The organism is Paenarthrobacter sp. NPDC058040, assembly GCF_042885775.1.
Taxonomy (GTDB): Bacteria; Actinomycetota; Actinomycetes; order Actinomycetales; family Micrococcaceae; genus Arthrobacter.
This window is the reverse complement of the sequence record NZ_JBHVRN010000005.1, coordinates 209562-232612: the sequence shown is the minus strand read 5'-3', so window position 1 is coordinate 232612 and position 23051 is coordinate 209562. Positions and strand designations below refer to the sequence as shown.

Sequence of the window (23051 nt, the reverse complement as noted above, 5' to 3'; positions counted from 1 at the left end):
CAGTGGTTGCATCCACGCATTTCCTTGAAATACCCCCGGTCGCTGACCGGGGGTATTTTCCTCAAGAAGCTGGGGAACAGCCTCCGGCGTGCTTGCGGCATGCAGCCGGACCGGGCTCACAGGACGTTCATTTAGACTGGAATGCGGTCTGGCCGAAGCCGGCCGCGCACTTCCAACCGGCTTGAGGGGACAAGAGTGGCAAGCAGCAAGATACGGCGTCTGGGCCAGCAATTCGGTGCCGTCATCGTGGCCCTGGGACTTGCCGCCTGCACGGGAACCCCCGGCCCCCCGCCGTCCTCCTCCACTGGAAGTTCCACTCCGGCGGTTCCCACCGCCACCTTCAATTTTGGAACGGGGTCCATGCCCCTGGGCCTGGATCCCGCCCTGACCTCCGATTCCGAGGCTTACAGGGTGACCCGGCAGGTCCTGGAAGGCCTCGTAGGCGTGGACGGCTCCACCGGGCAAACCACTGCCCTGCTGGCCACGGAATGGAAGGACAGCAACAACGGGCTGAGCTACGATTTCACGCTCCGGGAAAAAGTCACCTTCCACGATGGAACGCCGTTTGATGCCGCGGCAGTCTGTGCCAACTTCAACCGCTGGTTCACGTTCCCCGCGGACCTCCGCAAGCAGGCACCGGGCATCTCCTTCCAAAGCGTCTTCAAGGCCTACTCCGACGAGCCCGTGTTCTCGATCTTCAAGGACTGCAAGGTTGTCTCGCCCACTGATGTGCAGATCAACCTGACGCGACCCTTCACGGGGTTCCTTCAGGCCCTGACTCTTCCAGCCTTCGCGATCTCCTCCCCCAAGGCGCTGGAAGCCCAGAAAGCCAACGTCCTGGACACGCACCGGAACGGACAGGCCATTTCCGCCTACGCCACCCATCCTGTGGGCACCGGGCCCTTCAAATTCGGCGCGTGGGACGACCAGAAGGTCACCCTCACCACCAACGAGGCCTATTGGGGCAACAGGGGCCAGATCGCCACCATCAACTTCATCCCCTACGACCGCGCCGAGACGCGCCAGCAGGCGTTGTTGGACGGCAAGATCGACGCCTATGACCTGGTCACCTCCGGGACCTTCGACCAACTGGTAAAGAAGGGCGTCCAGATCATCCAACGGGATCCCTTCTCCGTGATGTACCTGGGCATCAACCAGGCCGTGGCTCCACTGGACAAACTCGAAGTCCGCCAGGCAATCGAAATGTCCATCGACAAGGAAACACTGATCCGCCGTTTCTTCATCGACAACACGGCCCAGGCGTCCCAGTTCGTACCCCCGAAACTGAGTGGCTTCAACAACAACGCGCCGTCGTTGGGCTACAACCCGGACAAGGCCAAGGAGCTTTTGAAGAAGGCCGGCTACAACGGCGAGGAACTCAAGTTCTACTACCCGCTGAACGCGACGCGGGCCTACCTGCCCACTCCCGAGAAGATCTACGCCGAAATCAGCCGCCAACTGGTGGCCGTGGGCTTCAACATCAAGCCTGTTCCCGTCCAGTGGGAGGACGGATACCTGCAAAAGGTCCAGTCTCCCGGCGACCATGCCCTGCACTTGTTGGGCTGGAACGGCTCGTATGCGGATGCGGACAACTTCCTGGGACCGCTTTTCGGCGAGGCCCGGCCTGAGTTCGGCTACTCGGACGCAGATGTCTTCCACAGGATCGAACGTGCCCGTGCACTGCCCAATGGTGATGGACGCAACACCGAGTACCAGTCCATCAACGCGCAGATCGCGGCCTCCGTTCCTGCGGTCCCCGTAGCCTTCCCGATCTCGGCCCTGGCCCTTTCGAACAAGGTGGAAAGCTACCCGGCTTCGCCGGTCTTGAACGAAGTTTTCACAAACGTCCGCTTAAAGCCTTGACGATTCCCGGCAATTTCAGTATTGGGTGCGCCCGGGGATATTCTGTGACAGCCAGTGCCGCCGCTATCGGAGATTGATTGTGACCTTCATTTCCAAGACTCAACACGCCGACGTCGTCCTTATTGGCGGCGGAATCATGAGTGCCACCCTTGGTGCGTTCATCAAGCAACTTGAACCCACCTGGACCATCTCCCTGTTCGAACGCCTCGACGAAGCCGGACTGGAAAGCTCCGGCCCCTGGAACAACGCCGGCACCGGGCATGCCGCGCTGTGTGAGCTCAACTACTCCCCCGCGGCCAAGGACGGCTCGGTGGACCCCTCCAAGGCCATCCACATCAACGAGCAGTTCCAGCTTTCCCGCCAGTTCTGGTCCCACCTGGTGGACAGCAACGTGATCGGCTCCCCCAAGGGCTTCATCAACACCGTTCCGCACATGAGCTTCGTCATCGGCGACGACCACGCGAACTTCCTGAAGACCCGCTACGAGGCACTGAAGCCCAACACCCTCTTCCGCAGCATGGAGTACACCGAGGACCAGGCACAGATCGCCAAGTGGGCTCCGCTGATCGTCAAGGGCCGCGACCGGAAGCAGCGCGTGGCGGCAACGCACGCCCCTGAAGGCACCGACGTCGACTTTGGCGCCCTGACCCGCGAACTGACCAGCTACCTGCAGAGCAGTGGGGCCGAGGTCAACTACGGCCACGACGTCACCAACATCAGCCGCGCTCCGGGCGGTGGCTGGGATCTGTCCCTCAAGCACGCCAAGTCCGGCGAGCACGGCCGGATCCGCGCCAAGTTCGTCTTCGTGGGCGCCGGCGGTGGCGCACTCCACCTGCTGCAGGCCTCCGGCATTCCGGAAAGCAAGGGCTACGGCGGCTTCCCCGTTTCCGGGCAGTTCTTCCGGTGCACGGATGAGGCCATCACCTCCCAGCACAGCGCCAAGGTGTACGGCCAGGCGTCCGTGGGAGCGCCGCCCATGTCCGTCCCCCACTTGGACACCCGTTACGTCGATGGCAAGCGTTCACTCCTCTTCGGCCCGTACGCCGGCTTCTCCACCAACTTCCTCAAGACCTCCAGCTACCTGGATCTTCCCCTGTCCATCCGCCCAAGCAACATCATTCCCATGCTGGCGGTGGCCAAGGACAACATGGACCTCACGGCCTACCTCATCAAGGAAGTGGCCAAGCGCCACGAAGCCAAGGTGGAGTCCCTCCGCGAGTACTACCCCGAGGCCACGGGCGGAGACTGGGAACTCATCACCGCTGGCCAGCGCGTGCAGATCATCAAGAAGCATCCGCAAAAGGGCGGCATCCTGCAGTTCGGAACCGAGGTCATCGCATCCCGCGACGGCTCCATCGGTGCCCTGCTGGGCGCGTCCCCCGGAGCCTCCACCGCCGTGCCGATCATGATCGAACTGCTGCAGAAGTCCTTCCCGAAGAACTTCAAGGGCTGGCAATCCAAGCTCAAGGACATGATGCCCGGCTACGGCGTCAAGCTGAACGAAAACGCCGAGCTCGCCGCCGAACTGGAAGCCAGCACGGCACGTTCGCTGCAGTTGGATACAGCGACCGCACTCCAGAGCTAGGCCACCCAGGGGCTGCGGCCGGTTCCGTCAGCCGAACTCTTCCGTAGACCTCAGGAGACAATGCAATGTTCCGCCTGGCCACGCTGTCCCTGGGAAACCGGGCCCTGATCGCGCTGATCACCGTCTTTGCGGCGGTGTTCGGCGTGATCACCATGGGTTCGCTCAAGCAGGAACTCATTCCGTCCATCGAGTTCCCCCAGATCACCGTAGTCACCTCCATGCCCGGGGCCTCTCCCGAGGTGGTGGACAAGCAACTCAGCCGGCCCCTTGAAACCGCCCTGAACAGCGTCGAGGGACTCGAGTCCACCACCTCGACTTCGCGCAATGGCGTTTCGCAGATCACCATGGTGTTCACGTACGGCTCCAACCTGGACCGCGCCCGGAACCAGATCGACCGGGCCATCTCCAACGCCAAACGCGTACTTCCGGCAAACGTGGAGCCGCAGTCCATCGCCGGCAATATCAGCGATTTCCCCATCGTGTTCCTGGCCGTGTCCTCGGACAAGCCGCTCAGCGAACTCAATGCCGACCTCCAGCGCCTGAGCGTCCCGCGCCTGCAAAAGATCGACGGCGTCCGCGGCGCCGACGTGACTGGCGGCGCAACGCAGCACATCCTGATCCAACCGCGGCCGGCGGACCTCGCCAACTCGGGGGCGTCCGTCCAGGCCATCAGTGCGGCCTTGAAGAACAACGGGACGCTGGTTCCGGTGGGCACCATCGAGGACCAGGGCAAAACACTCTCCCTGCAGCTCGGCAGTCCCGTCGACTCGCTGGACGCCATCAAGGGCCTGCCGCTGACGGGAGCCAAGGGTGCGGCAACCATCGGAGCCGTGGCTGACGTCAGCATCGAAGACGACGCTGCCACATCCATCACCCGGACCAACGGCAAGCCGACCCTGGCCTTGTCCGTAACGAAGAAACCCGAAGGTGACACCGTCGCCATCTCGCACGCTGTCCGGGACGCCATCGCGCCGATGGAGGCCGAGCTGGGCAACAATGCAGTGTTCACCCCGGTGTTCGACCAGGCACCGTTCATCGAGAAGTCCATCAAGGACCTCACCACCGAGGGTCTCCTCGGATTGGGCTTTGCCGTTGCCGTGATCCTGGTGTTCCTCATGTCGGTCCGGTCGACGCTGGTCACCGCAGTATCCATCCCGCTGTCCCTGCTGATCACCTTCATCGGCATTTCAGCCACCGGGTACTCCTTGAACATCCTTACTCTTGGCGCGTTGACCATCGCCATCGGGCGCGTCGTGGACGACTCGATCGTGGTGATCGAGAACATCAAGCGCCACCTGAGCTACGGCGAACACAAGCTGGCGGCCATTGTGACCTCCGTCCGCGAAGTAGCGGGGGCCATCACCGCTTCCACCCTCACCACGGTTGCCGTGTTCCTCCCCATCGCATTTGTGGGGGATCTCGCAGGCGAGCTGTTCCGGCCGTTCGCTTTGACGGTGACCATCGCCTTGTTGTCTTCGCTGCTCGTTTCACTGACCATCGTCCCGGTGCTGGCCTACTGGTTCCTGGCCGCACCCGCACGGGACAAGGCGGAGCAACACGCCACGGAAAGCGCCCGAGCCAGCACGCCCCGGCAAGCCACCACGGCAGAGCAAGCCAGGGAGGCCGAGCAGCGGACCCGGCTCCAGCGCGGTTACCTGCCCATCCTTGCCAAAACGCAGAAGCACCCGGTAATCACCCTGTCCGCCGCTGTCCTGATCCTGGTGGCCACAGCCGCAGCGTCTCCCCTGCTGGCGACGGACCTGCTGGGGCGGTCCGGCGAAAACAGCATGACGGTGCGCCAGGTCCTTCCGGCCGGCACCAGCCTCGAGGCCACCAGCCAGGAAGCCGGGAAGGTAGAGGACATCCTGCGGGGCACGGAGGGCATCAAAGACGTGCAGGTAACCTCGGGCAACGCCCAGACAGGTTTCGCGGCCCTGACATCCACGGGCGCCTCGAATTCGACCTACACCATTGTCACGGACGAGAAGGCCAACCAGAAGAAGCTCCAGGACGAGGTCCGGGCCAAGCTTGCCGATGCTGCGGGCAAAATCACGGTGGGCTCCCAGCAAGGTGGCTTCGGCACCTCCTCCACCGTGGATATCACCATCAAGGCCGCCAACTCGGCCGACCTGCAGACAGCGAGCGATGCCATGGTCAAGGCCATGGAGGGCGTTCCCGGCAGCACGGAAGTCTCCACCAACCTGGCCGCCAGCCAACCGGTGGTGCAGGTCCGGGTGGATCGGGCCAAAACCGTAGCGGCGGGCCTGACCGAAGAACAAGTGGGGGGCTTCCTCGCCTCGACGGTCAGCCCCGTTCCGGCCGGCACCGTCCGCATCAGCACCAACGACTTCCCCGTCCAGATCGGCAAGGGCACCCGATTCACGAGCATCGCAGCGGTCAAGGCAGTCCAGCTCCCCACGGCGCGTGGGCCGATCGCTCTTGAGTCCATTGCCGCCGTCGAGCAGGTGGACACACCGGTGTCCATCACCAGCAGCAACGGCCAGCGCACCGCTAAGGTGACCGTGACGCCGTCGGGCTCCAACCTGGGCAGCGTCAGCACAGCGGTCCAGGAGCGCCTGGCCTCCGTGCAGCTGCCGGCCGGCGTCACGGCGGCCGTTGGCGGGGCCACCACGCAGCAGGCTGAGTCCTTCAGGCAGTTGGGCCTTGCCCTCCTGGCCGCGATCGCGATTGTCTATGTCATCATGGTGGCGGCCTTCAAGTCGCTCATCCAGCCGCTGATCCTGCTGGTCTCGGTTCCGTTCGCGGCCACCGGGGCCGTGGGGCTCCTGCTCCTGACGGGTGTTCCCCTGGGCCTTCCTTCCCTGATCGGCATGTTGATGCTGGTGGGCATTGTGGTGACCAACGCGATCGTGCTGATCGACCTGATCAACCAATACAGGAAACCGCACGACGGAAGGCCGGGAATGAGCGTTGCGGACGCCATCACCCATGGCGCCCGGCAACGCTTGCGGCCCATCCTCATGACGGCATTGGCCACTGTCTTCGCGCTGACTCCCATGGCCCTGGGACTGACCGGCGGAGGCGGCTTCATTTCCCAGCCGTTGGCCATTGTGGTGATCGGCGGGCTGGTCTCCTCCACCGCGCTGACCCTGGTACTGGTACCGGTCCTCTACAAGTTGGTGGAAGGCCGCCGCGAGCGGAAACAACTCCAGAAAGCCCTGCACCAGAAGCCTGAAGCGCCCGCCCGGGGCAATGGGGGCGACGACTTCGGCGACTGGACCACTGGCGCCGTGCCGCGCGTCACCGGCAGGCGGGCTGCCCACAACCCCGCGGAATAGCGCCACTGAACCCACTGCAGGGCCGGGAACATTTCCCGGCCCTGTCCTGTTACAGGCAGTGATAGATGCAAATGCATCTACTTTCAGGTACACTGTTGAGCAGAGCCCGGGACCACGGGCAGGGAGAAAGGCACATCATGCAGATCGGCGTTTTCAGCGTCAGCGACATCACCACTGACCCCACCACGGGCCGCACACCCACGGAGAACGAGCGCATCAAGGCCTCCGTGGCCATTGCCAAGAAGGTCGAAGAAATCGGCATGGACGTCTACGCCATCGGCGAGCACCACAACCGGCCGTTCTTCTCTTCCTCCCCTACCACCACGCTCGCCTACATCGCAGCCCAGACCGAGCGCATCACGCTCTCCACGGCCACCACGTTGATCACCACGAACGATCCCGTGAAGATCGCCGAGGATTTCGCCATGTTGCAGCACCTGTCCGATGGCAGGGTGGACCTGGTCCTTGGTCGCGGCAACACCGCCCCCGTCTACCCCTGGTTCGGCAAGAACATCCAGGACGGGATTGAGTTGGCGATCGAGAACTACAGCCTGCTCCGCAAGCTGTGGGACGAGGATACGGTCAACTGGTCCGGCAAATTCCGGACGCCGCTGCAGAACTTCACCTCCACGCCCCGCCCGCTGGATGGTGTTGCACCGTTCGTCTGGCACGGCTCCATCCGCACACCGCAGATCGCCGAAGTGGCCGCGTACTACGGCGACGGGTTCTTCGCCAACAACATCTTCTGGCCCAAGGAGCACTACCAGCAGTTGATCGGCCTTTACCGTGAGCGCTTCGAGCACTACGGCCACGGCAAGGCAGACCAGGCGATCGTCGGCCTGGGCGGCCAGTTCTTCATGAGGAAGAACTCGCAGGATGCAGTGAAGGAGTTCCGTCCGTACTTCGACAATGCACCGGTCTATGGCCACGGTCCGTCCTTGGAGGACTTCACCTCGCAAACCCCGTTGACGGTGGGCAGCCCGCAGGAAGTCATCGAGAAGACGCTCACCTTCCGTGAGTTCTTCGGCGACTACCAGCGGCAGTTGTTCCTGATCGACCACGCCGGCCTGCCGCTGAAGACCGTCCTGGAACAGCTGGACCTGTTCGGCGAGGAAGTCCTGCCGGTCCTCCGCAAGGAATACGAGTCCCGGAAGCCTGCCCATGTACCGGACGCTCCCACGCACGCCTCCCGCGTCGCCAAGGCCCTCGAGGCCAGCGTCAGCGAGTCGGCACAAGCCGGGGCTGCGGGACAGGAGTCCTGATGTCCAGCCCCTCGGCATCCTCTGCCGTCCGCCTCGCCGCCGAAACCTGGGAGTCGTTGTTCCGTTCCCAGGTGGCGGTGATGCGGAAGCTGCAATCGGGTCCCGCCTTCAAGGCCCTTCCAGTCAAGGAGTACGACGTCCTGTTCACGCTCTCGCGCTGCCCTTCGGGCCAGCTGCGCCAGAACGAAATCAACGACAAGGTCCTGCTCAGCCAATCCAGCCTCAGCCGGCTGGTGGACCGCTTGGAGAAGCGCGGGCTGGTGGAGCGGACGGCAGCGCCCGACGACGGCCGGGGAGTCCTGCTGTCCCTCACCGAAGCCGGGCGCGAGTTGCAGAAAACGATTGGACGCGAGCACGTACGGGACATCGCCCATCTTGTCGCCCCGGCCCTGACCGCTGACGAACAGCGCGAGCTGCTCCGCCTGACGGAGAAGCTCCGCGCATCCGTCGCCGGGCACCCGGCAGGGGTCAAATAGTCAACGCAACACGATGAGTTGCCCGGGGTCTTCCCCGGGCAACTCGCCGTTAACGGACGCGCTGACTTTGAGGGTCTTGAGGGAAAGGCTGCCTCCGACAGTGGACAGGAAGGCCGTATCCGAGGAGTCCCTTCCTGCCGTAATCCGGAGCATGGCGTCGCGCGGGGCCAGGCCTGTTGGATCGATGACGTGCCAACCACCGTTAAGGTAAGCCTCGGCGACGGCGTGGAAATCCATGGGGCTCAGGCCCGGAGCGTACACCGCGGCCAAACGCGCGGGCACGTCCTTGGACCGCAAGAGGGCGATGGCCAGGTGCGCGAAGTCGCGGCACACGCCGCGCCGGTGCAGGAGCGTCTCCACCGCGCCGTCAGTGCCCCGGGACGATCCGCTGACGTAGCGCAGCTCCCCGTGGACCCAGTTGCGCACGGCTGACAAGAGTTCGGTCCCGTGCAGCCCTCCGAATTCGGCGTAGGACGTGGGCAGCAACCTGTCCGATTCCGCGTAGCGGCTGGGGCGGACGTAGCGGATAAGTTCCATCGGCTCGGAGGCATCGGGCACTCCCCTGCCCACTACCGTGGCTTGGTAGTCCACCGTGACTTCGCTCGGCTCCGTGAACTCCATGTACTGGAACCGGCCGCCGTGATGGTCCGCCAGTTCGGCGAACGGGACGTCATTGCCTTCGCTGGTGATGGAGAGCGTCTCGGTCAGGGAGTCGTAACCGGGGTTGCGGGCCACGGCGACGGCCATGGCAACCTTGGTGTTCGCGACGGTCTTGAAAACGAGCTTGGCAGCTACGTTGCGTTCCATTAATCTCCGGGTTGGTTGCGGCGGGACAGCCCCCATGCCGCCGTGCGTGGATCGGCCAACAGCAGGACTACAGATTGACCTTCAGAGACAGTAGCATCCGCTGGACGTTCGCGAATTCGGAGCCATGGGCGACGTACTTCGCAGCGAGGTCCAGGGTGTCAAAGGACTTGGCGGGAGCCACCTTCTCATCCGCGGCGAACGCATCCAACGCCGTGACGTCCCCGAAGGCAATGTCCCCCTTGCCGGATGGACCGAGGACGCGGTTGCGCAGCTCACAGGATTGGCCCTCCGCGCCGGCCACCACATTGGTGATTCCATAGGAGCCGAAGAACTTGTAGCCCTGGATCACCCTGAACACCACCCTGGGGTCGATGGTCCCGGCACCGTCCGAATGCGGCACGTCGAGGGGAATGCTGCTGATCACCACATAGGGCTTGGCCTGTCCAGCGGGGCAATCGGCGGGAGCGGCAGCAGGCAAGCCTGTTTGCAGCGTTGCCACGTACTTTCCGGCTGCGTCCTTCACTTCGACCTTCAGGGCACCTGGAAGCGAGCCTGCGTCCGGAGCAACCGACTGGACGATCCACTCCTGGGGCAGCTCGAAGCTGACGCTCCTGGCCGGGTCGGTGTAGGTCTTCCAGGACGATGCCGTGGGCACGGCATCCGGAGAACCGGATCCTTCGGGAGTCGCGGAAGCCTGGCTGCTGCCGGAAGGAGGTGCCGGCGTCGTGCTTTCACCCGACGGCGTCGCCGGTACGGTGCCGGACTCCGAGCTGTTGGGCCGTGCCGTTGCGGTGTCCGAAACCTGCGGCCCCTTGTTCTGCGCCGTGCAGGCCGTGGCACCTGCCAACAAGACCACGACGGCAGCAGCCAGGGCGGTGATCCGGCCGGGGACGGTGATGGGTTTTGTCATGCCCTTCATGGGGAAAGCCTATCGGCGGAGGTCCCGCGACACGCACAGGACTAGGCTGAACACATGGCTCCCGAAAGTACCGACGAATTCTCTGGCTTCGAGGACAGCATCCCCACAATGTCCGCCGTGGACATCGCCGACTGGCGGATGCGGACCTTTGCGCTGTACCACCACGTGCGGCAGCTGGCGGCCCAGGACCCGTTCGATGCCCACAACTATTGGCGGCAGGAGCGGGACCGGATGTTCGGAACGCATCCGGCCTCGGCCCTGACGGATGCGGTTAAAGCCTCCTTCTCCGGGCTGCGGACGGCCGACTACGATCCTGCTTTCCGCCTCTATGTCCCGTTGTCGCCGGAGGGCGAGGGCCAGGAAATGAAGGTGGCCACAGGGACGGACGGCGTTGTCCCGTTCGTGCGGATGGGCACCTTTGAGCTTCCGGGACTCGGCTCACTGGCCGCTTGGCGGCTGCGCAGCTACGGTGGCGGCATCTTCGTCCCCTTCCGTGACGCCACTGCCGGCAAGGAGGGTGGAAGCTACGGGGCTGGCCGGTACCTGCTGGACACCATCAAGGGCGCGTTCCATGGAGTGCGCCGAAGTGGTGAGGAACAGGAATTCGTCCTGGACTTCAACTTCGCGTACAACCCGTCGTGCGCCTACAACGAAGCGTGGGCCTGTCCACTCGCGGGGCCGGCCAACCGTCTCGCCGCGGAGATCCCTGTCGGGGAGCTGTACACGCCTTCGGAGTAGCTACGGACTGTCCTTGCGACGGGGGCCGCCGGGGTGGTGAGGGCCGCCGGGGTGCTGCGGTCCGCCGGGTCCCGGCGGGCCTCCAGTCGGGGGTGGCGGCGGACCTGGCGGCCTCCCCGCGCTTGGCACGTGCTTGTGCAAATGCGGAGGGGGTGGAACGGGGTGGTGCTGCGCCGGCGTTTCGAATGCGCCGTCCCTGGATTCGGCATTCTCCCCGTTGGCCGTTGATGCCCCGCCATCCTCGCCCGATCCGGAAACCAGTCCAAAATAGTCGTAGAGTTCCTTTTCCTGGCTCTCACTGATGGATCCCCGGTCATTGTCGATCCGGGGTCCCTTTTCCACGCGCTCCTTGGCCACTGCCAGTTTGATGGTGGAATCCTCAACGTGGGCCCCAGCCAGTGGCGCAAACGATTCCGACATGCCAAAGAACCCCGTCCGGACCGTCACGAAGGCAGGATCGCCCGAATCACCGCTCAGGAACACCTGCTCGACGGAACCGATCTTCTCCCCGGCAGAGTCCACAACGATCCCGCCGTTGAGGACTATCTGGTCCAGGTCCTGGAGACTGAGCATGGTTCATTGTGCCGCACCAATGGCCGGAGCCGCAGCAACGGCCAAGGCCAGGGCCGCCACGGCGGCAACAATGGTCAGCGGCGCCACGATCAAGCCGAACAGGGCGTACCCCCTCCAGCTGATGAGCACGTTCATCTTGGTCAGCCGGTCATGCCACAGCAGGGTGGCCAAGGAGGCCCACGGCGTGATGAGCGGCCCCGCATTCACGCCAATCAGCAGCGCGCCCGTCCGCAGCGGAGAACCAGCCAACGGCTCGGCCAGCAGGTACGCCGGAAGGTTGTTCACGACGTTCGACCCCAAGGCTCCCGTTGCCGCCAGCCGGAGCAACTCAAGGAAACCCTCCCCCTGGCCGGCGAACTGCCCAATCAGCGCGGGCAGGCCAACGTAGCGGGTCGCCTCCACCACCAGGAACAGCCCTGAAGTGAACAGGAGCAAGGACCAGGGCACCAACTGCACGGTGAGCGAGCGGCGTCGCCGGACGGCGAAGAGAACCAGCAGGACACCTGCCGCGACCGTGGCGGAGAACCACAACGGAATTCCGGAAACCAGCGCCGGAAGAAGCAACGCCAGCACAATGGCCGTCGCAAGCAAGAGCACGCGGTCCGTCCGCTGCCCGGAAGCTGCCGGCGTTCCGGCGTCGGGCTTGATCCTGGTGACGGGAACGCGCGCGTAAGTGCGCCGCAGGTCGCGTCGGAACACGATGGCGATGAAAGCCAGGGGCACTACGATGGCCACCAGCGACGGCGCCCACATGAGCGCCGCGAAACCACCCGGGCTGATGCCGCCCAGGTTGTGCTGCGCCAGGAGGTTGGTCAGGTTGGAGACCGGCAGCAAGAGGCTTGCGGTGTTTGCCAGCCACACCGTGGCCAGCGCAAAGGGAAGAATGGGGAGCCCGGCGCGCCTGGTCACTGTCACCACAACGGGCGTCAACAGCACTGCCGTGGTGTCGATGGACAGGAAGATGGTGCACAGGACCGCGAGCACGGCCAGGAGCACCCACAGCACAGAGCTTCGGCCACGGCCCCAGTGGCGCAGCCTGCCCGCAATCCATTGGAAGACCCCTGCTTCGCTGGCCAATTCGGTGACAACCGTCATTGCCGCCACGAACCCCATGATGGGTGCCACGCGCTCCACAAGAACGCCCACCTCGGCCCACGGCAAAATTCCCGTTGCCACAGCAATTGCACCGGCCACAAGGAGGACCGCCCCTATGATCGCCAGACGCATGATCGGATTCTATGCTCCCGCATGCCGGCACCCGTGACGGCGCGGTCCACCGCAGTCGGCGTCACGGGATGGTAAGCATTGCAGGCCCCATGTCAGAGGGCCGGAGCCTAGCCTTGAAGCATGAACCGACAGGTAGGGATGGTCCGGCAGCACAGGATCATCGCGGGCGTCACCGTGCTCCTGGTGGCTGCGATGGTGGCGGTCGGAGCCGCGTTGCTGCAACCGTGGCGCCTGTTCACCAGCAGCACCCTTAACGAGGCGTTTCCCGTCGCCCCCGCTTCGGTGAAACCCGCTGCTTCCGCGCAAGCCTCAGTCGATCCGACGGCGCCGTCCACCCCGGCCGCAAACCCATCACCTGCTCCGGTGGTGCTTGGCACCGGCAATTTCCAATCCCAGGAACATGGGACCAGCGGCACCGCCCAACTTCTGCGGCTCCCCGACGGCAGCCACGTGGTCCGGCTGGAGAACCTGGCCAGCAGCGACGGCCCGGACGTTAAGGTGTGGCTCAGCAGTCTCGAGGCCGGCGGTGACTGGTTCAAATACCGCTCGGGCCGCTACGTGGATCTGGGTCCGGTCAAGGCAACGCATGGCAACCAGAATTACGCTGTCCCCGCCGGCGCTGATATTACGGGCCTGAGCTCAGTGGTGTTGTGGTGCGACCGCTTCAGTGTTGCGTTTGGCTCGGCGCCCCTTGCCTGACGCCTTGCGGGGCCCGCTCTGCGCGCCAAGACCACGACGTGGGGCGTAAAGCGGGCCCCGCAACGCATGGAAGGACGTAGGATGTCATCATGACTTCCACACTTCCCCGCCGCATCGCGCGCGTCCGGCCCGTCGAATCGCACACTCCGGACGAGCAATTCTTCGTGGCCAACGATGCCCGGGACTTCGACTCGGACGCCGGGCGGCAGTGGACGCTGGTGGAAACTCCGTTCCCGGGATCCCGGGCCAATGCCTCGAGCCCCGCCCGGCCCGGCTGGGAAACCGGTGGCGTGGTGGACCAGGCCAGCTTCGCGTTCCTGGCCCCGTCTGTGCCCGCCAACGTCTTCGGCATGGCCCACAACACCGGCCAGCCCGGACGGGACCTGCCACCCCAGGCCTTCCACAAGGCGGCCTCAAGCGTGATCGGGCCAGGGGACGCCATTGAGTTGAGCTCGACGGTTGGCTATGTGGACCCGGAAGCGGAACTGACCGTCGTCGTCGGCCGTACCGCGCGGGGACTGACGCTGGAAACGGCGCGGAACGCAGTCCTCGGATTCACGATCGGAAATGACGTCTCGGCACGCGACCTCCAAAAGTCCGACGAACTCTGGATCAGCGCCAAGAGCCAGGACACCTTCACACCCGCGGGTCCCTGGATCGTCACCGGCCTTGATGACTCAGACCTGGCTATCGGCATCGTCCACAACGGCAGGGAACTGAAGGCAGCGAGCTCAGCGGACCTCGGCTGGAAGGTGGACGAGATCCTCGTTTACCTGACATCCTTCATGACGCTCCATCCGGGCGACCTGGTGCTGACGGGATTTCCGGCGGAGTGTGCGCGTATCCAGCCAGGAGACGTCGTCGTGTGCCGGGTGGAAGGCATCGGAGAGCTGCGCAACCCGGTGATCGAGGCCACGTGGGAGAACCCGTCGCCTTAATGTGTCAGGCTTAAGGCATGGAGACAGCCGCGGATGCCACTGGACTGCGCCCGTCTCCCTCGGACAACCCAGCAACCAAACCGCCCCGCAAACGGCACCGCGGCATCCTGAAGTACCCCATGGTCCGCCAGCTCATCCGCTTCACGGGCGTGGGCATTATCTGCACCGCGAGCTCGCTGGCCATCTATGCGCTGCTCCGCCCGTGGATCGACCCCCAGCTCGCCAACGCGATCGCCTTGATCCTGACGTCGCTGATGAACACGGCCCTGAACCGCCGCTTGACCTTCAAGATCACCGGTGGCAGGAAGCGGGCGCAGGACCACCTCAACGGCGTGATCGTGATCGTCATCGCCTTGGTCATCACGGGCGGCAGCCTGGGCGTCCTGCACATCTTCCGGCCCGAGGCGACGGTTTCCGAGGAACTCTGGACCACCACACTCTCAGGGTTCGTTGCCACGGGGGTGCGGTTCACGCTCCTGCGGCACTGGATCTTCCGCCGCGCCCGCCACGTCTAGCTGCGCATTCCACGCCTGGCCCGAACCCAACTGAGTCGCATTTGTGCGCGTTTTGAGGGGTCAAAACGCGCACAAATGCGACCTAGTTGGGCTGGTTCGAGAGGTTCCGGACACGCCCGACGGCGGTTTCCACGGCTGCTGCCGCCTGATCCAGTTCAGCGTCGGTGACAGCGGAGGTAAAGCTGAACCGCACTGCCGTCTGGGCCGTTTCCGGGGCGATTCCCAGGGCCAGGAGCACGGGCGACGGCGCGTCGGAACCAGCCGCGCACGCCGATCCGCTGGAGCACACCACCCCGAGCCGTTCGAGTTCAAGCAGCACGGACTCGCCGCTGGTCCCGGGGAAGCAGAAGGACGCCACTGACGGCAGGCGCCGTTCAGGGTGGCCGGTCAGGAAGGCCCCGGGAACCGCTGCCAGGACTGAGGTCGTGAAGGCTTCCCGGAGCCCGGCGACCCGGGCAGCCACGGCGGCTTGTTCGGCGTGGCTCAAGGCCAGCGCGGTGGACAAGGCAACGGCTCCAGCCACGTTTTCCGTTCCGGACCGTCTCCCCCGTTCCTGGCCGCCGCCATGGACCAGGGGTTCCACACGCAGGCGCGCCTTCGTGAAGAGGACGCCGGAGCCTTTGGGCGCCCCAAGCTTGTGGCCCGAGATGCTCAGCGCATCCACGCCGAGTGCCTTGACGTCGAGGTCCAGCCAACCGGCCGCTTGGACGGCGTCGGTGTGGAAGGGGACGCCGGCTTCATGGGCCGCCGCGGCGAATTCAGCCACGGGTTGGATGGTGCCAACCTCGTTGTTGGCATACATGATGCTCACCAGCGCTGTTTCCGGGCGCAGCACTTTCCGCAAGGCGTCGACGGTGACCAATCCGGTGCCGTCGACGGGAACCACATCAACGGCAAACCCGTGGACCCGTTCCAGATACCTGGCGGATTCTTCCACCGCAGGATGCTCGACGGCGCTGATCACCACCCGGTTCAAGTTTCCGTCCGCGGCGTTCCGGGCAAGCGCAATGCCCTTAACCGCAAGGTTGTCCGCTTCCGTCCCACCGGAGGTAAATGTCACCTCGCCGGGGCGGCAATTCAACACTCTTGCGACGGCGGAACGCGCCTCTGCGAGCGCCGTTGCGGCCGCTTCACCCAGGCTGTGGTGGCTCGAGGGATTCCCGAAGTCGCCGCTGAGGTAGGGCCACATGGCCTCGAGCACCTCCCGGCGCACAGGCGTGGTGGCGGCTGCGTCCAGGAAGATCACGGCTGGTTCAACTCGAGCTCAACGTCCAAGCCCAAATCCAGTGCCGTGACACTGTGGGTGAGGCCACCAACGGAAATCACGTCCACTCCCGTCGCCGCGATTTCGGCAACGGTGTGGAGGTTGACGTTGCCGCTGGCTTCAACGATGGCCCGGCCGTCTACTTGCTTGACGCCAGCACGGAGTTCGTCGGTGGTGAAGTTGTCCAGCATGATGGTGTCCACCCCGGCGGCGAGCACGGGTTCGATCTGTTCGGCGCGGTCCACTTCCACCTCGAAGTGGGTGGTGTGGCCCAGTTGTTCCTTGGCCGCGAGCAGCAGTCCGGTCAGCTTGGCGGAGTCGCCGCCGGTCATGACTGCCAGGTGGTTGTCCTTGGCCAGGACGGCGTCGGAGAGGCTGTAGCGGTGGTTGGCTCCCCCGCCGCAGCGCACGGCGTAGCGTTCCAGCACACGGAGACCCGGGGTGGTCTTACGGGTATCGGTGATCCTGGCACGCGTTCCTTCAACCAGGCCGACGAACTCTGCGGTCTTCGTTGCGATGGCACTCATGCGCTGGACCAGGTTCAGGCCTACCCGTTCGGCCAAAAGGACCGAGCGGGCACTGCCGCTGACGCGCGCGAGGTGGGTACCGGCGTCGAACGTTTCGCCGTCGGCCACCAGGGGGTGGACGTCGGTATCCGGGTCGATAACTTTCATCGCGTCACGGAACACCGTTCCGCCGCTGAGGACACCCGGAACCCGGGCGTTGAGGACGGCCGTGGCGCGGGCGTCTGCGGGGATCAGCAACTGCGAGGTGATGTCCCCGTTGGGTGCGTCCTCGGCGAAGGCCCGCTCCAGGATGTCCCGGACAGCTGCGGCGGGGAGGGTCAAGTTAGTCATGGACGAGGCTCGCTTTCCGGCTCATGGTGTAACGCTTGTCAAAATCGTCGACGGCGGCTGGTTCAGCCACGCTGTCGCTGCGGTAATGCGCCCCAAGGGACCCACGCCGCTCCCGCGCGGCATGGACCAGCAGCTGCGCGGCCAGAAGCAGGTTGGAATCCTCATGTTCCCCCACGTTCACGGACCCAGCACCGACCAAAGGAAGGATCTCCTCGGCCCAGGCATCGAGAACAGCCTCGGCTTCCGCCAACAACACCCCGTTCCGCAGGACCCCGGCCTTGGCGGTCATGAGCCGCTGGAGTTCCTGGCGGGAGAACCCGCTGGACGAGGCAATGCTGGCGCGCGGACGACCTTCCACGTCAACCAGCGGTGCTGGAGGCCCCGCGGCAGGCGACCACAAGATCGCCCCTACGGCCCGCCGCGCAAACACGAGCCCCTCGAGCAACGAGTTGCTGGCCAAACGATTAGCGCCCTGGACTCCCGTACAAGCAACCTCACCTGCAGCGAACAACCCCGGGACAGACGTCCGGCCGAACAGGTCCGTCACCACGCCACCCATCCAATAGTGCGCCGCCGGCGCCACGGGAACGGGTTCGCTGGTCCAGTCGATCCCGGCCTGGCGGGTTCGGTGGCTGATGGTCGGGAAGCGTTTCTCCAGGAAGCCCGCACCCCGCTCTTTTTCGACGACGGTCGCATCGAGGTAGACATGTCCGTTGGGGTCTCCGAGGGCAGCCAGGTGCAGGGCGATGCTGCGGGACACGACGTCGCGCGGGGCGAGTTCGGCGTCGGGGTGGTAGTCGGGCATGAACCGCTGGCCGTGGACGTCCACCAGGATGGCCCCTTCACCGCGGACGGCTTCGGAGATCAGCAGCGGATCGGCACCTGCCGGGGTTCCGGCTGGAGGAACCATGCACGTGGGGTGGAACTGGAAGAATTCGAGGTCTGCCACTGCGGCGCCCGCACGCCAGGCGAGGGCCAGTCCATCGGCGGTGGCAACGGAGGGGTTGGTGGTCTGTGCGAAGAGCTGTCCGGCACCGCCGGTGGCAAGGAGTACGGCGTCGGCCATCAGCGTGAACTCGTGCCCGTCGCGCAGGTAAGTGAGGCCTGCAATCCTGCGTTCGGGCGTACCGTCCTCGGGGAGGAGCGATGTGACCTGCGCCCGGCCAATCACCGTAAGCCGCCCCTCCGCTTGGAAGGCAAGCACGGAGCGGATCAAGGCTTCTGCCACGCGGGCGCCCGTGGCGTCGCCGCCGGCGTGGAGGATACGGGGCGCCGAGTGGGCGGCTTCGAGTCCCAAGGCGGGGTCGCCGTCGTCGTCCAGGTCGAACCGGACGCCAAAGCGTTCCAAGCCGGCCATGTCGAACCGCGCCTCAGTGCACAAGACGCGGACCGCTTCCGGATCGCAATGGCCCGCGCCGGCCTTGAGGGTATCGGCAATGTGGGCAGCCACGGTGTCGCCCGGGGCGGGTTCTTCCAGGACTGCCGAGATACCTCCCTGGGCGAAGTACGTATTGCTGTCCTCCAGGGCACCTTTGGTCAGCAGCACGACGTCGCTCCCCGCCTCGGCGGCCAGCAGCGCGGCGTAAAGTCCTGCGATTCCGCTCCCGACAACGATCAAACGCTGCCGGTCGGCGTGGCCGGAAAGGGCGGCCGTGGGGTGGGTGGAGGTCATGTGGGCTCGATTCGGCTGGTCCGGTGAACCGGTGTTCCTGTGCCGCGCAGAAATGCGGCTCGTTACGCGGGCTTGGCGGCCAACATGCGCTCGAGGGCGATCTTGGCGTTGTCCTGCACGGTGTCGTCCACGGTGATGCGGTTGACGATGCGTCCTGCCACGAGTTCCTCAAGCACCCAGGCCAAGTAGCCGGGGTGGATGCGGTACATCGTGGAGCACGGGCAAATAACGGGGTCGAGGCAGAAGATGGTGTGCTGCGGGTTTTCCGCGGCGAGCCGGTTCACCATGTTGATCTCGGTGCCGATGGCGAACGTGGTGGGTTCCGTGGCGGCGGCGATGGCCTTCTTGATGAAGTCGGTGGAACCGGCCGAGTCGGCGGCGTCCACCACTTCCATGGGGCACTCGGGGTGCACGATCACGTTGACGCCCGGGAAGTCCTGGCGGGCCTTCTCGATCTGGCCTACGTTGAACCGCTTGTGGACGGAGCAGAAGCCGTGCCAGAGGATCACGCGTGAGTCCAGGAGGGTTTGCTCGTCGTTGCCGCCGAGTTCCTTGCGCGGGTTCCACATGGGCATCTGTTCCAGGGGTACGCCCAGGGCTTTTGCGGTGTTCCGGCCAAGGTGCTGGTCGGGGAAGAACAGGACCCGCTGGCCGCGTTCGAAGGCCCATTCGAGCACGACTTTGGCGTTGGACGAGGTGCAGACGATTCCGCCGTTGCGGCCGCAGAAAGCCTTGAGGGCGGCGGAGGAATTCATGTACGTGACGGGGATGACCGGAACGCGGCCCTGCCCGTCAACGTCGGTTCCGAAGATCTCTTCGAGCTGTTCCCAGCATTCCTCTACCGAGTCCTCGTCTGCCATGTCCGCCATGGAGCAGCCTGCGGCGAGGTTGGGCAGGATGACGGCCTGTTCGGGCGTCGAGAGGATGTCTGCGGTCTCCGCCATGAAGTGCACGCCGCAGAAGATGATGGCTTCGGCGTCAGGCTTGGTGAGGGCCGCGTTGGCGAGCTGGAAGGAGTCGCCCACGAAGTCCGCGTACTGGACAACTTCGTCACGCTGGTAGAAGTGGCCCAGGATCACGGCACGGTCTCCCAGGGTTTCTTTGGCGGCCCGGATGCGCTGGTCGAGTTCGGCCTCGGACGCCAGTTTGTATTCCTCGGGCAATTGGCCTTGGCGCGGCGTTGCTTTCGGGGCGACGTCGCCGCTGGAGGCACCGGGACCGTAGGCGGGCGCCCCTGCGAGGGCCTCGGCGAGGTCGTACTCCCACGGGCCCTTGGCCAGGGCGGGGCTGCAGGTGGCTCCTGCGCGGGACAGGCCGTTCTCGGCTTCCTCGCGCGTAATCAGCTGGACGGCAGTGTTGACGCTGCTCATGGTGTACTCCTGTTATCTGGCCCGAGGCCGGGCGTGCCGGTGAAGCGGTAGAGGCGTGGCGGACGATGCTTTCCGCCCTGCAGGTATTCACCGGTTTCTTCGATGTCCGGTGTGGCTTTGATCTGCCGGCGGAAGTTCGCCGGGTCGAGCTGGCGGTCCAGGACGGCTTCGTAGACCTCCCGGACCTGCGCCAGGGTGAAGAATTCGCCCAGCAGGTGGTAGGCGATGGAGCCGTAGGCCATTTTGTTGCGGAGCCGCCACAAGGCGTAGTCCACAATCGCGTTGTGGTCGAACGCCAGTTCCCCCAACCGGTCTGCCCGGAACCACTTCACGTTCTCGGATTCATCTGCGAGCGCAGCCTCCGTCGGTTGGACCAGGGCCCAATAGACGATCGAGACAACGCGCTGACTGGGCGAGCGGTGCAGGCCGCCGAAGGCGTACAGCTGCTCAAGGTACTCGGGCGCCAGGCCGGTTGTGTCCCGCAGGTTGCGGGAGGCCGCATCCTGGAGGGATTCGTCGTGGGCCAACGGCCCGCCTGGCAGGGCCCACTGGTCCTTGTATGGTTCGCGGATGCGTCGCACCAGCGGCAGCCACAGCGTGGGGCGGCCGGTCTTCTCGCTGGGCCTCAGGGCGAAAATCACCGTGGATATGGCCAACGACGGCGGTGCGAGCCGCCGCTCGGCGACGTTGGCTGAGTTGACGTTCACGGCGTTCACCTCGCTTCATCGCCGCTGGAACCGTTGGATCCCATTTAGTTAAAGTCAGATTGACTAGAACTAATGGTACGACTCGGCAGGCGCAGCGCAAAATGCTTTTCGTCACACAGGCTTGGCGGCCGACTCCATGAGCGGCAGCGTGCGGCCCTGGATGTGGCTGTTGAGGACGATCACGGAAGAACACCGGACCACGGATTTGGTGGCGATCATGGCATCGAGCACCCGCTGCATATCCGGGTTGGAACGGGCCACAATCCGGACCATGAGGTCCGAATTTCCCGTGACCGTGTGGACCTCGATGATCTCCGGTATGGCACTGAGGCTTTCGATGATGGCGTCGTGCCCGATCTCCTGGGTGATGGTGACCGAGCAAAAGGCCACAACGGGAAATCCGAAGTTCGCCGGGTCCGGCTGGGGCACCCACGAGCCAATGACGCCGTTCTCGATCATGCGGTCAATGCGGGACTGCACCGTAGCCCGCGCAACCTTCAGGACCCGGGACGCCTCCAGGACGGAGGATCGCGGTGAATCCGTGAAGAAACGTACAATTTTTGCATCAAGAGCATCGACCAGCATCAAAGTTCCTGTCCCCGGGGAGCCTTACCCATCACATCGCCACAGCAAAAAGTGATGTATCTTACAAACTGCGAGAATTATTCCACGGCTCTTGCTGCGTCGTCGACGCCCTGCGCGCCCAGCCCACAAAGCGGGTACGCCAACGCCAGTATGAAATCCATAGAAGGTAGACACGTATGACAACGAAGTCCATCGCGGCTCCTGCACCAACTTCCGGCCTCGGCCATTCCCTCAAACCCCGCCAGCTCACCATGATGGGCCTTGGCAGCGCGATCGGTGCGGGCCTGTTCCTGGGTTCCGGCGCAGGCGTGCAGGCAGCAGGCCCGGCGGTCCTGATTTCCTATCTCGTCGCGGGCACCCTGATCATCCTGGTGATGTGGGCCCTCGGCGAAATGGCCGCGGCCAACCCGAACAGCGGCGCCTTCTCTGTCTACGCCGAGAAGGCCATGGGCAAGACCGCAGGCGGCACCATCGGCTGGCTCTGGTGGCTGCAACTGGTGGTGGTGATCGCGGCCGAGGCGCTCGGGGCAGCCGGGCTGCTCTTCTCCGTCTGGCCGGTCATTCCAGTGTGGGTCCTCGCCCTCGTGTTCATGGTGGTCTTCACCGGCATCAACCTCGTGGGCGTGCGCAACTTCGGCGAATTCGAGTTCTGGTTCGCCATCCTCAAGGTGGCCGCAATCGTGATCTTCCTGCTCATCGGAGCCGCGCTGCTGTTCGGCTGGCTGCCAAACGTTCCCACCCCCGGCTTGTCCGCCTTTGGCAACTTCGCGCCCAACGGCATCGGCGGCATCGCTGCGGCACTCTTCGTGGTGATCTTTGCCTTCGGCGGCACGGAAATCGTCAGTGTGGCCGCAGCCGAAACAGAGAACCCCGCCCACAGCGTCGGCAAGGCGATCCGAACCGTCGTATGGCGCATCCTCGTGTTCTACATCGGATCCGTATTTGTCATCGCAGCCGTGCTCCCTGTTGGCTCGGACGGACTGAAGTCGCCGTTCGCCGGCGTCCTGGACCTGGCCGGAATCCCCGGTGCCGGTGCGGCAATCACCCTTGTTGCCGTCGTCGCGCTCTTGTCCGCCCTCAACGCCAACCTGTACGGCGCGTCCCGCATGGTGTTCTCACTCTCCGAACGCGGCGAAGCACCCCGCTTCCTTTCGCGCCTCAGTGTGTCCAAGGTGCCGGTTGCCGCCGTCGGGGTTTCTGTCGCTTTCGGCTTCATCGCCACTGTCCTGGAGCTGCTGTTCCCGGACCGCGTGCTGCCCGCCCTCCTGAACCTGGTGGGCTCCACGTGCCTTGTTGTCTGGGGCACGGCACTGGTATCACAACTCATCCTGCGCCGCCGGGCCGACCGTGAGGGTACGGAACTGCCCCTGCGCATGAAGGGCTTCCCCGCCCTGACGATTGTGGGACTGGTACTCCTGGGCATCATCTTTGCGGTCGGCTTCGCCAACCCGGAGAGCGCAGGACAACTGTTCGGCACCCTGGTACTGATCCTCGTCATCGCCCTCGGCTGCTTCCTGAATGCCCGGGCGAAGTCGGCCAAGGCAGGCCACCCGGCCCGGTAGCGGCTTGCCATGCGAAATGAAGAGGCTCCTTGCAGTTTGTATTGCAGGGGGCCTCTTTTTCTATCCAGTTTGTACAAAGTGTTTGGTTGGAACTGAGCTGATTGCGCAGCACCGAACCGGGTGATTACTGTCA

At 64.7% G+C, this 23051-nt stretch carries 20 protein-coding genes; 10 read left to right on the top strand and 10 right to left on the bottom strand.

Going from position 1 to position 23051, the window contains the following annotated elements:
• The first annotated feature begins 195 nt into the window (after positions 1-195).
• From ACFVSJ_RS08870 to ACFVSJ_RS08850, 5 genes are all read left to right on the top strand, one after another.
• On the top strand, positions 196-1863 hold the full coding sequence (locus ACFVSJ_RS08870) for an ABC transporter substrate-binding protein (RefSeq protein WP_387436003.1): 1668 nt from the start codon (positions 196-198) through the stop codon (positions 1861-1863).
• A gap of 79 nt (positions 1864-1942) precedes the next feature.
• A complete protein-coding gene (locus tag ACFVSJ_RS08865; RefSeq protein WP_387436001.1) occupies positions 1943-3448 on the top strand; it encodes a malate:quinone oxidoreductase in 1506 nt (501 codons plus the stop codon).
• 65 nt (positions 3449-3513) lie between these two features.
• Entirely contained in the window at positions 3514-6747 is a 3234-nt protein-coding gene (locus ACFVSJ_RS08860; protein ID WP_387435999.1) for an efflux RND transporter permease subunit, read from the top strand.
• Between the two features lie 137 nt (positions 6748-6884).
• Positions 6885-8009: an LLM class flavin-dependent oxidoreductase gene (locus tag ACFVSJ_RS08855; protein ID WP_387435997.1), complete on the top strand. Its 1125-nt coding sequence runs from the start codon at positions 6885-6887 to the stop codon at positions 8007-8009.
• A complete protein-coding gene (locus ACFVSJ_RS08850; protein ID WP_387435995.1) occupies positions 8009-8485 on the top strand; it encodes a MarR family winged helix-turn-helix transcriptional regulator in 477 nt (158 codons plus the stop codon). Before ACFVSJ_RS08855 ends, ACFVSJ_RS08850 begins: the two co-directional genes overlap by 1 nt.
• Here ACFVSJ_RS08850 and ACFVSJ_RS08845 read toward each other — a convergent pair whose 3' ends face one another.
• Positions 8486-9292, bottom strand: coding sequence for a transglutaminase family protein (locus ACFVSJ_RS08845; RefSeq protein WP_387435993.1), 807 nt, complete (start codon positions 9290-9292; stop codon positions 8486-8488). It abuts the gene before it with no gap.
• Between the two features lie 67 nt (positions 9293-9359).
• Positions 9360-10211 (bottom strand): hypothetical protein, encoded by an 852-nt coding sequence (locus ACFVSJ_RS08840; protein WP_387435991.1) that lies wholly within the window; start codon positions 10209-10211, stop codon positions 9360-9362.
• 54 nt (positions 10212-10265) lie between these two features.
• Here ACFVSJ_RS08840 and ACFVSJ_RS08835 point away from each other — a divergent pair, with 54 nt between their 5' ends.
• Positions 10266-10949, top strand: coding sequence for a DUF1684 domain-containing protein (locus ACFVSJ_RS08835; protein WP_387435989.1), 684 nt, complete (start codon positions 10266-10268; stop codon positions 10947-10949).
• On the opposite strand, the gene ACFVSJ_RS08830 is transcribed toward ACFVSJ_RS08835, so the two are convergent.
• Both ACFVSJ_RS08830 and ACFVSJ_RS08825 read right to left on the bottom strand, forming a co-directional pair.
• Positions 10950-11522: a PRC-barrel domain-containing protein gene (locus ACFVSJ_RS08830; RefSeq protein WP_387435987.1), complete on the bottom strand. Its 573-nt coding sequence runs from the start codon at positions 11520-11522 to the stop codon at positions 10950-10952.
• Positions 11523-11525: 3 nt separating this feature from the next.
• A complete protein-coding gene (locus ACFVSJ_RS08825) occupies positions 11526-12749 on the bottom strand; it encodes an SLC13 family permease (protein ID WP_387435985.1) in 1224 nt (407 codons plus the stop codon).
• A 120-nt stretch (positions 12750-12869) separates the two neighbouring features.
• On the opposite strand from ACFVSJ_RS08825, the gene ACFVSJ_RS08820 reads away from it, so the two are divergent.
• The 3 genes from ACFVSJ_RS08820 to ACFVSJ_RS08810 all read left to right on the top strand — a co-directional run bounded on the left by ACFVSJ_RS08820 (position 12870) and on the right by ACFVSJ_RS08810 (position 14901).
• Positions 12870-13448 (top strand): DM13 domain-containing protein, encoded by a 579-nt coding sequence (locus ACFVSJ_RS08820; protein ID WP_387435983.1) that lies wholly within the window; start codon positions 12870-12872, stop codon positions 13446-13448.
• 89 nt (positions 13449-13537) lie between these two features.
• Positions 13538-14386 (top strand): fumarylacetoacetate hydrolase family protein, encoded by an 849-nt coding sequence (locus ACFVSJ_RS08815; protein ID WP_387435981.1) that lies wholly within the window; start codon positions 13538-13540, stop codon positions 14384-14386.
• Positions 14387-14403: 17 nt separating this feature from the next.
• Positions 14404-14901 carry a GtrA family protein gene (locus tag ACFVSJ_RS08810; RefSeq protein WP_387435979.1) on the top strand — a complete coding sequence of 166 codons (498 nt, stop codon included), beginning with the start codon at positions 14404-14406 and terminating at the stop codon, positions 14899-14901.
• A gap of 82 nt (positions 14902-14983) precedes the next feature.
• On the opposite strand, the gene ACFVSJ_RS08805 is transcribed toward ACFVSJ_RS08810, so the two are convergent.
• The 6 genes from ACFVSJ_RS08805 to ACFVSJ_RS08780 form a co-directional block, all read right to left on the bottom strand.
• Positions 14984-16147: a cysteine desulfurase family protein gene (locus ACFVSJ_RS08805; RefSeq protein WP_387435977.1), complete on the bottom strand. Its 1164-nt coding sequence runs from the start codon at positions 16145-16147 to the stop codon at positions 14984-14986.
• A complete protein-coding gene (nadC, locus tag ACFVSJ_RS08800; protein ID WP_387435975.1) occupies positions 16144-17022 on the bottom strand; it encodes a carboxylating nicotinate-nucleotide diphosphorylase in 879 nt (292 codons plus the stop codon). Before nadC ends, ACFVSJ_RS08805 begins: the two co-directional genes overlap by 4 nt.
• Positions 17015-18694, bottom strand: a complete 1680-nt coding sequence (gene nadB, locus ACFVSJ_RS08795) for an L-aspartate oxidase (protein WP_387435973.1) — start codon at positions 18692-18694, stop codon at positions 17015-17017. Before nadB ends, nadC begins: the two co-directional genes overlap by 8 nt.
• A gap of 62 nt (positions 18695-18756) precedes the next feature.
• Positions 18757-20064, bottom strand: coding sequence for a quinolinate synthase NadA (nadA, locus tag ACFVSJ_RS08790; protein ID WP_387435971.1), 1308 nt, complete (start codon positions 20062-20064; stop codon positions 18757-18759).
• Positions 20061-20780 carry an NUDIX domain-containing protein gene (locus ACFVSJ_RS08785; protein WP_387435968.1) on the bottom strand — a complete coding sequence of 240 codons (720 nt, stop codon included), beginning with the start codon at positions 20778-20780 and terminating at the stop codon, positions 20061-20063. Before ACFVSJ_RS08785 ends, nadA begins: the two co-directional genes overlap by 4 nt.
• A 102-nt stretch (positions 20781-20882) precedes the next feature.
• The gene (locus ACFVSJ_RS08780) at positions 20883-21356 is read right to left on the bottom strand and encodes an Lrp/AsnC family transcriptional regulator (RefSeq protein ID WP_387435966.1); all 474 of its coding nucleotides are present in this window, start codon (positions 21354-21356) and stop codon (positions 20883-20885) included.
• 176 nt (positions 21357-21532) lie between these two features.
• Between ACFVSJ_RS08780 and ACFVSJ_RS08775 the strand changes: the two genes are divergently transcribed.
• Complete coding sequence (locus ACFVSJ_RS08775) at positions 21533-22918, top strand: amino acid permease (protein ID WP_387435964.1); 1386 nt, start codon at positions 21533-21535, stop codon at positions 22916-22918.
• Positions 22919-23051 lie beyond the last annotated feature (133 nt).

Excerpts from the sequence above, each read along its gene's own strand:
- ACFVSJ_RS08860 (WP_387435999.1), top strand. The coding sequence starts at position 3,514 with ATGTTCCGCCTGGCCACGCTGTCCCTGGGAAACCGGGCCCTGATCGCG.
- ACFVSJ_RS08855 (WP_387435997.1), top strand. The coding sequence starts at position 6,885 with ATGCAGATCGGCGTTTTCAGCGTCAGCGACATCACCACTGACCCCACC.
- ACFVSJ_RS08850 (WP_387435995.1), top strand. The coding sequence starts at position 8,009 with ATGTCCAGCCCCTCGGCATCCTCTGCCGTCCGCCTCGCCGCCGAAACC.
- ACFVSJ_RS08845 (WP_387435993.1), bottom strand. The coding sequence starts at position 9,292 with ATGGAACGCAACGTAGCTGCCAAGCTCGTTTTCAAGACCGTCGCGAAC.
- ACFVSJ_RS08840 (WP_387435991.1), bottom strand. The coding sequence starts at position 10,211 with ATGAAGGGCATGACAAAACCCATCACCGTCCCCGGCCGGATCACCGCC.
- ACFVSJ_RS08835 (WP_387435989.1), top strand. The coding sequence starts at position 10,266 with ATGGCTCCCGAAAGTACCGACGAATTCTCTGGCTTCGAGGACAGCATC.
- ACFVSJ_RS08830 (WP_387435987.1), bottom strand. The coding sequence starts at position 11,522 with ATGCTCAGTCTCCAGGACCTGGACCAGATAGTCCTCAACGGCGGGATC.
- ACFVSJ_RS08825 (WP_387435985.1), bottom strand. The coding sequence starts at position 12,749 with ATGCGTCTGGCGATCATAGGGGCGGTCCTCCTTGTGGCCGGTGCAATT.
- ACFVSJ_RS08820 (WP_387435983.1), top strand. The coding sequence starts at position 12,870 with ATGAACCGACAGGTAGGGATGGTCCGGCAGCACAGGATCATCGCGGGC.
- ACFVSJ_RS08815 (WP_387435981.1), top strand. The coding sequence starts at position 13,538 with ATGACTTCCACACTTCCCCGCCGCATCGCGCGCGTCCGGCCCGTCGAA.
- ACFVSJ_RS08810 (WP_387435979.1), top strand. The coding sequence starts at position 14,404 with ATGGAGACAGCCGCGGATGCCACTGGACTGCGCCCGTCTCCCTCGGAC.
- nadC (WP_387435975.1), bottom strand. The coding sequence starts at position 17,022 with ATGACTAACTTGACCCTCCCCGCCGCAGCTGTCCGGGACATCCTGGAG.
- nadB (WP_387435973.1), bottom strand. The coding sequence starts at position 18,694 with ATGACCTCCACCCACCCCACGGCCGCCCTTTCCGGCCACGCCGACCGG.
- nadA (WP_387435971.1), bottom strand. The coding sequence starts at position 20,064 with ATGAGCAGCGTCAACACTGCCGTCCAGCTGATTACGCGCGAGGAAGCC.
- ACFVSJ_RS08780 (WP_387435966.1), bottom strand. The coding sequence starts at position 21,356 with ATGCTGGTCGATGCTCTTGATGCAAAAATTGTACGTTTCTTCACGGAT.
- ACFVSJ_RS08775 (WP_387435964.1), top strand. The coding sequence starts at position 21,533 with ATGACAACGAAGTCCATCGCGGCTCCTGCACCAACTTCCGGCCTCGGC.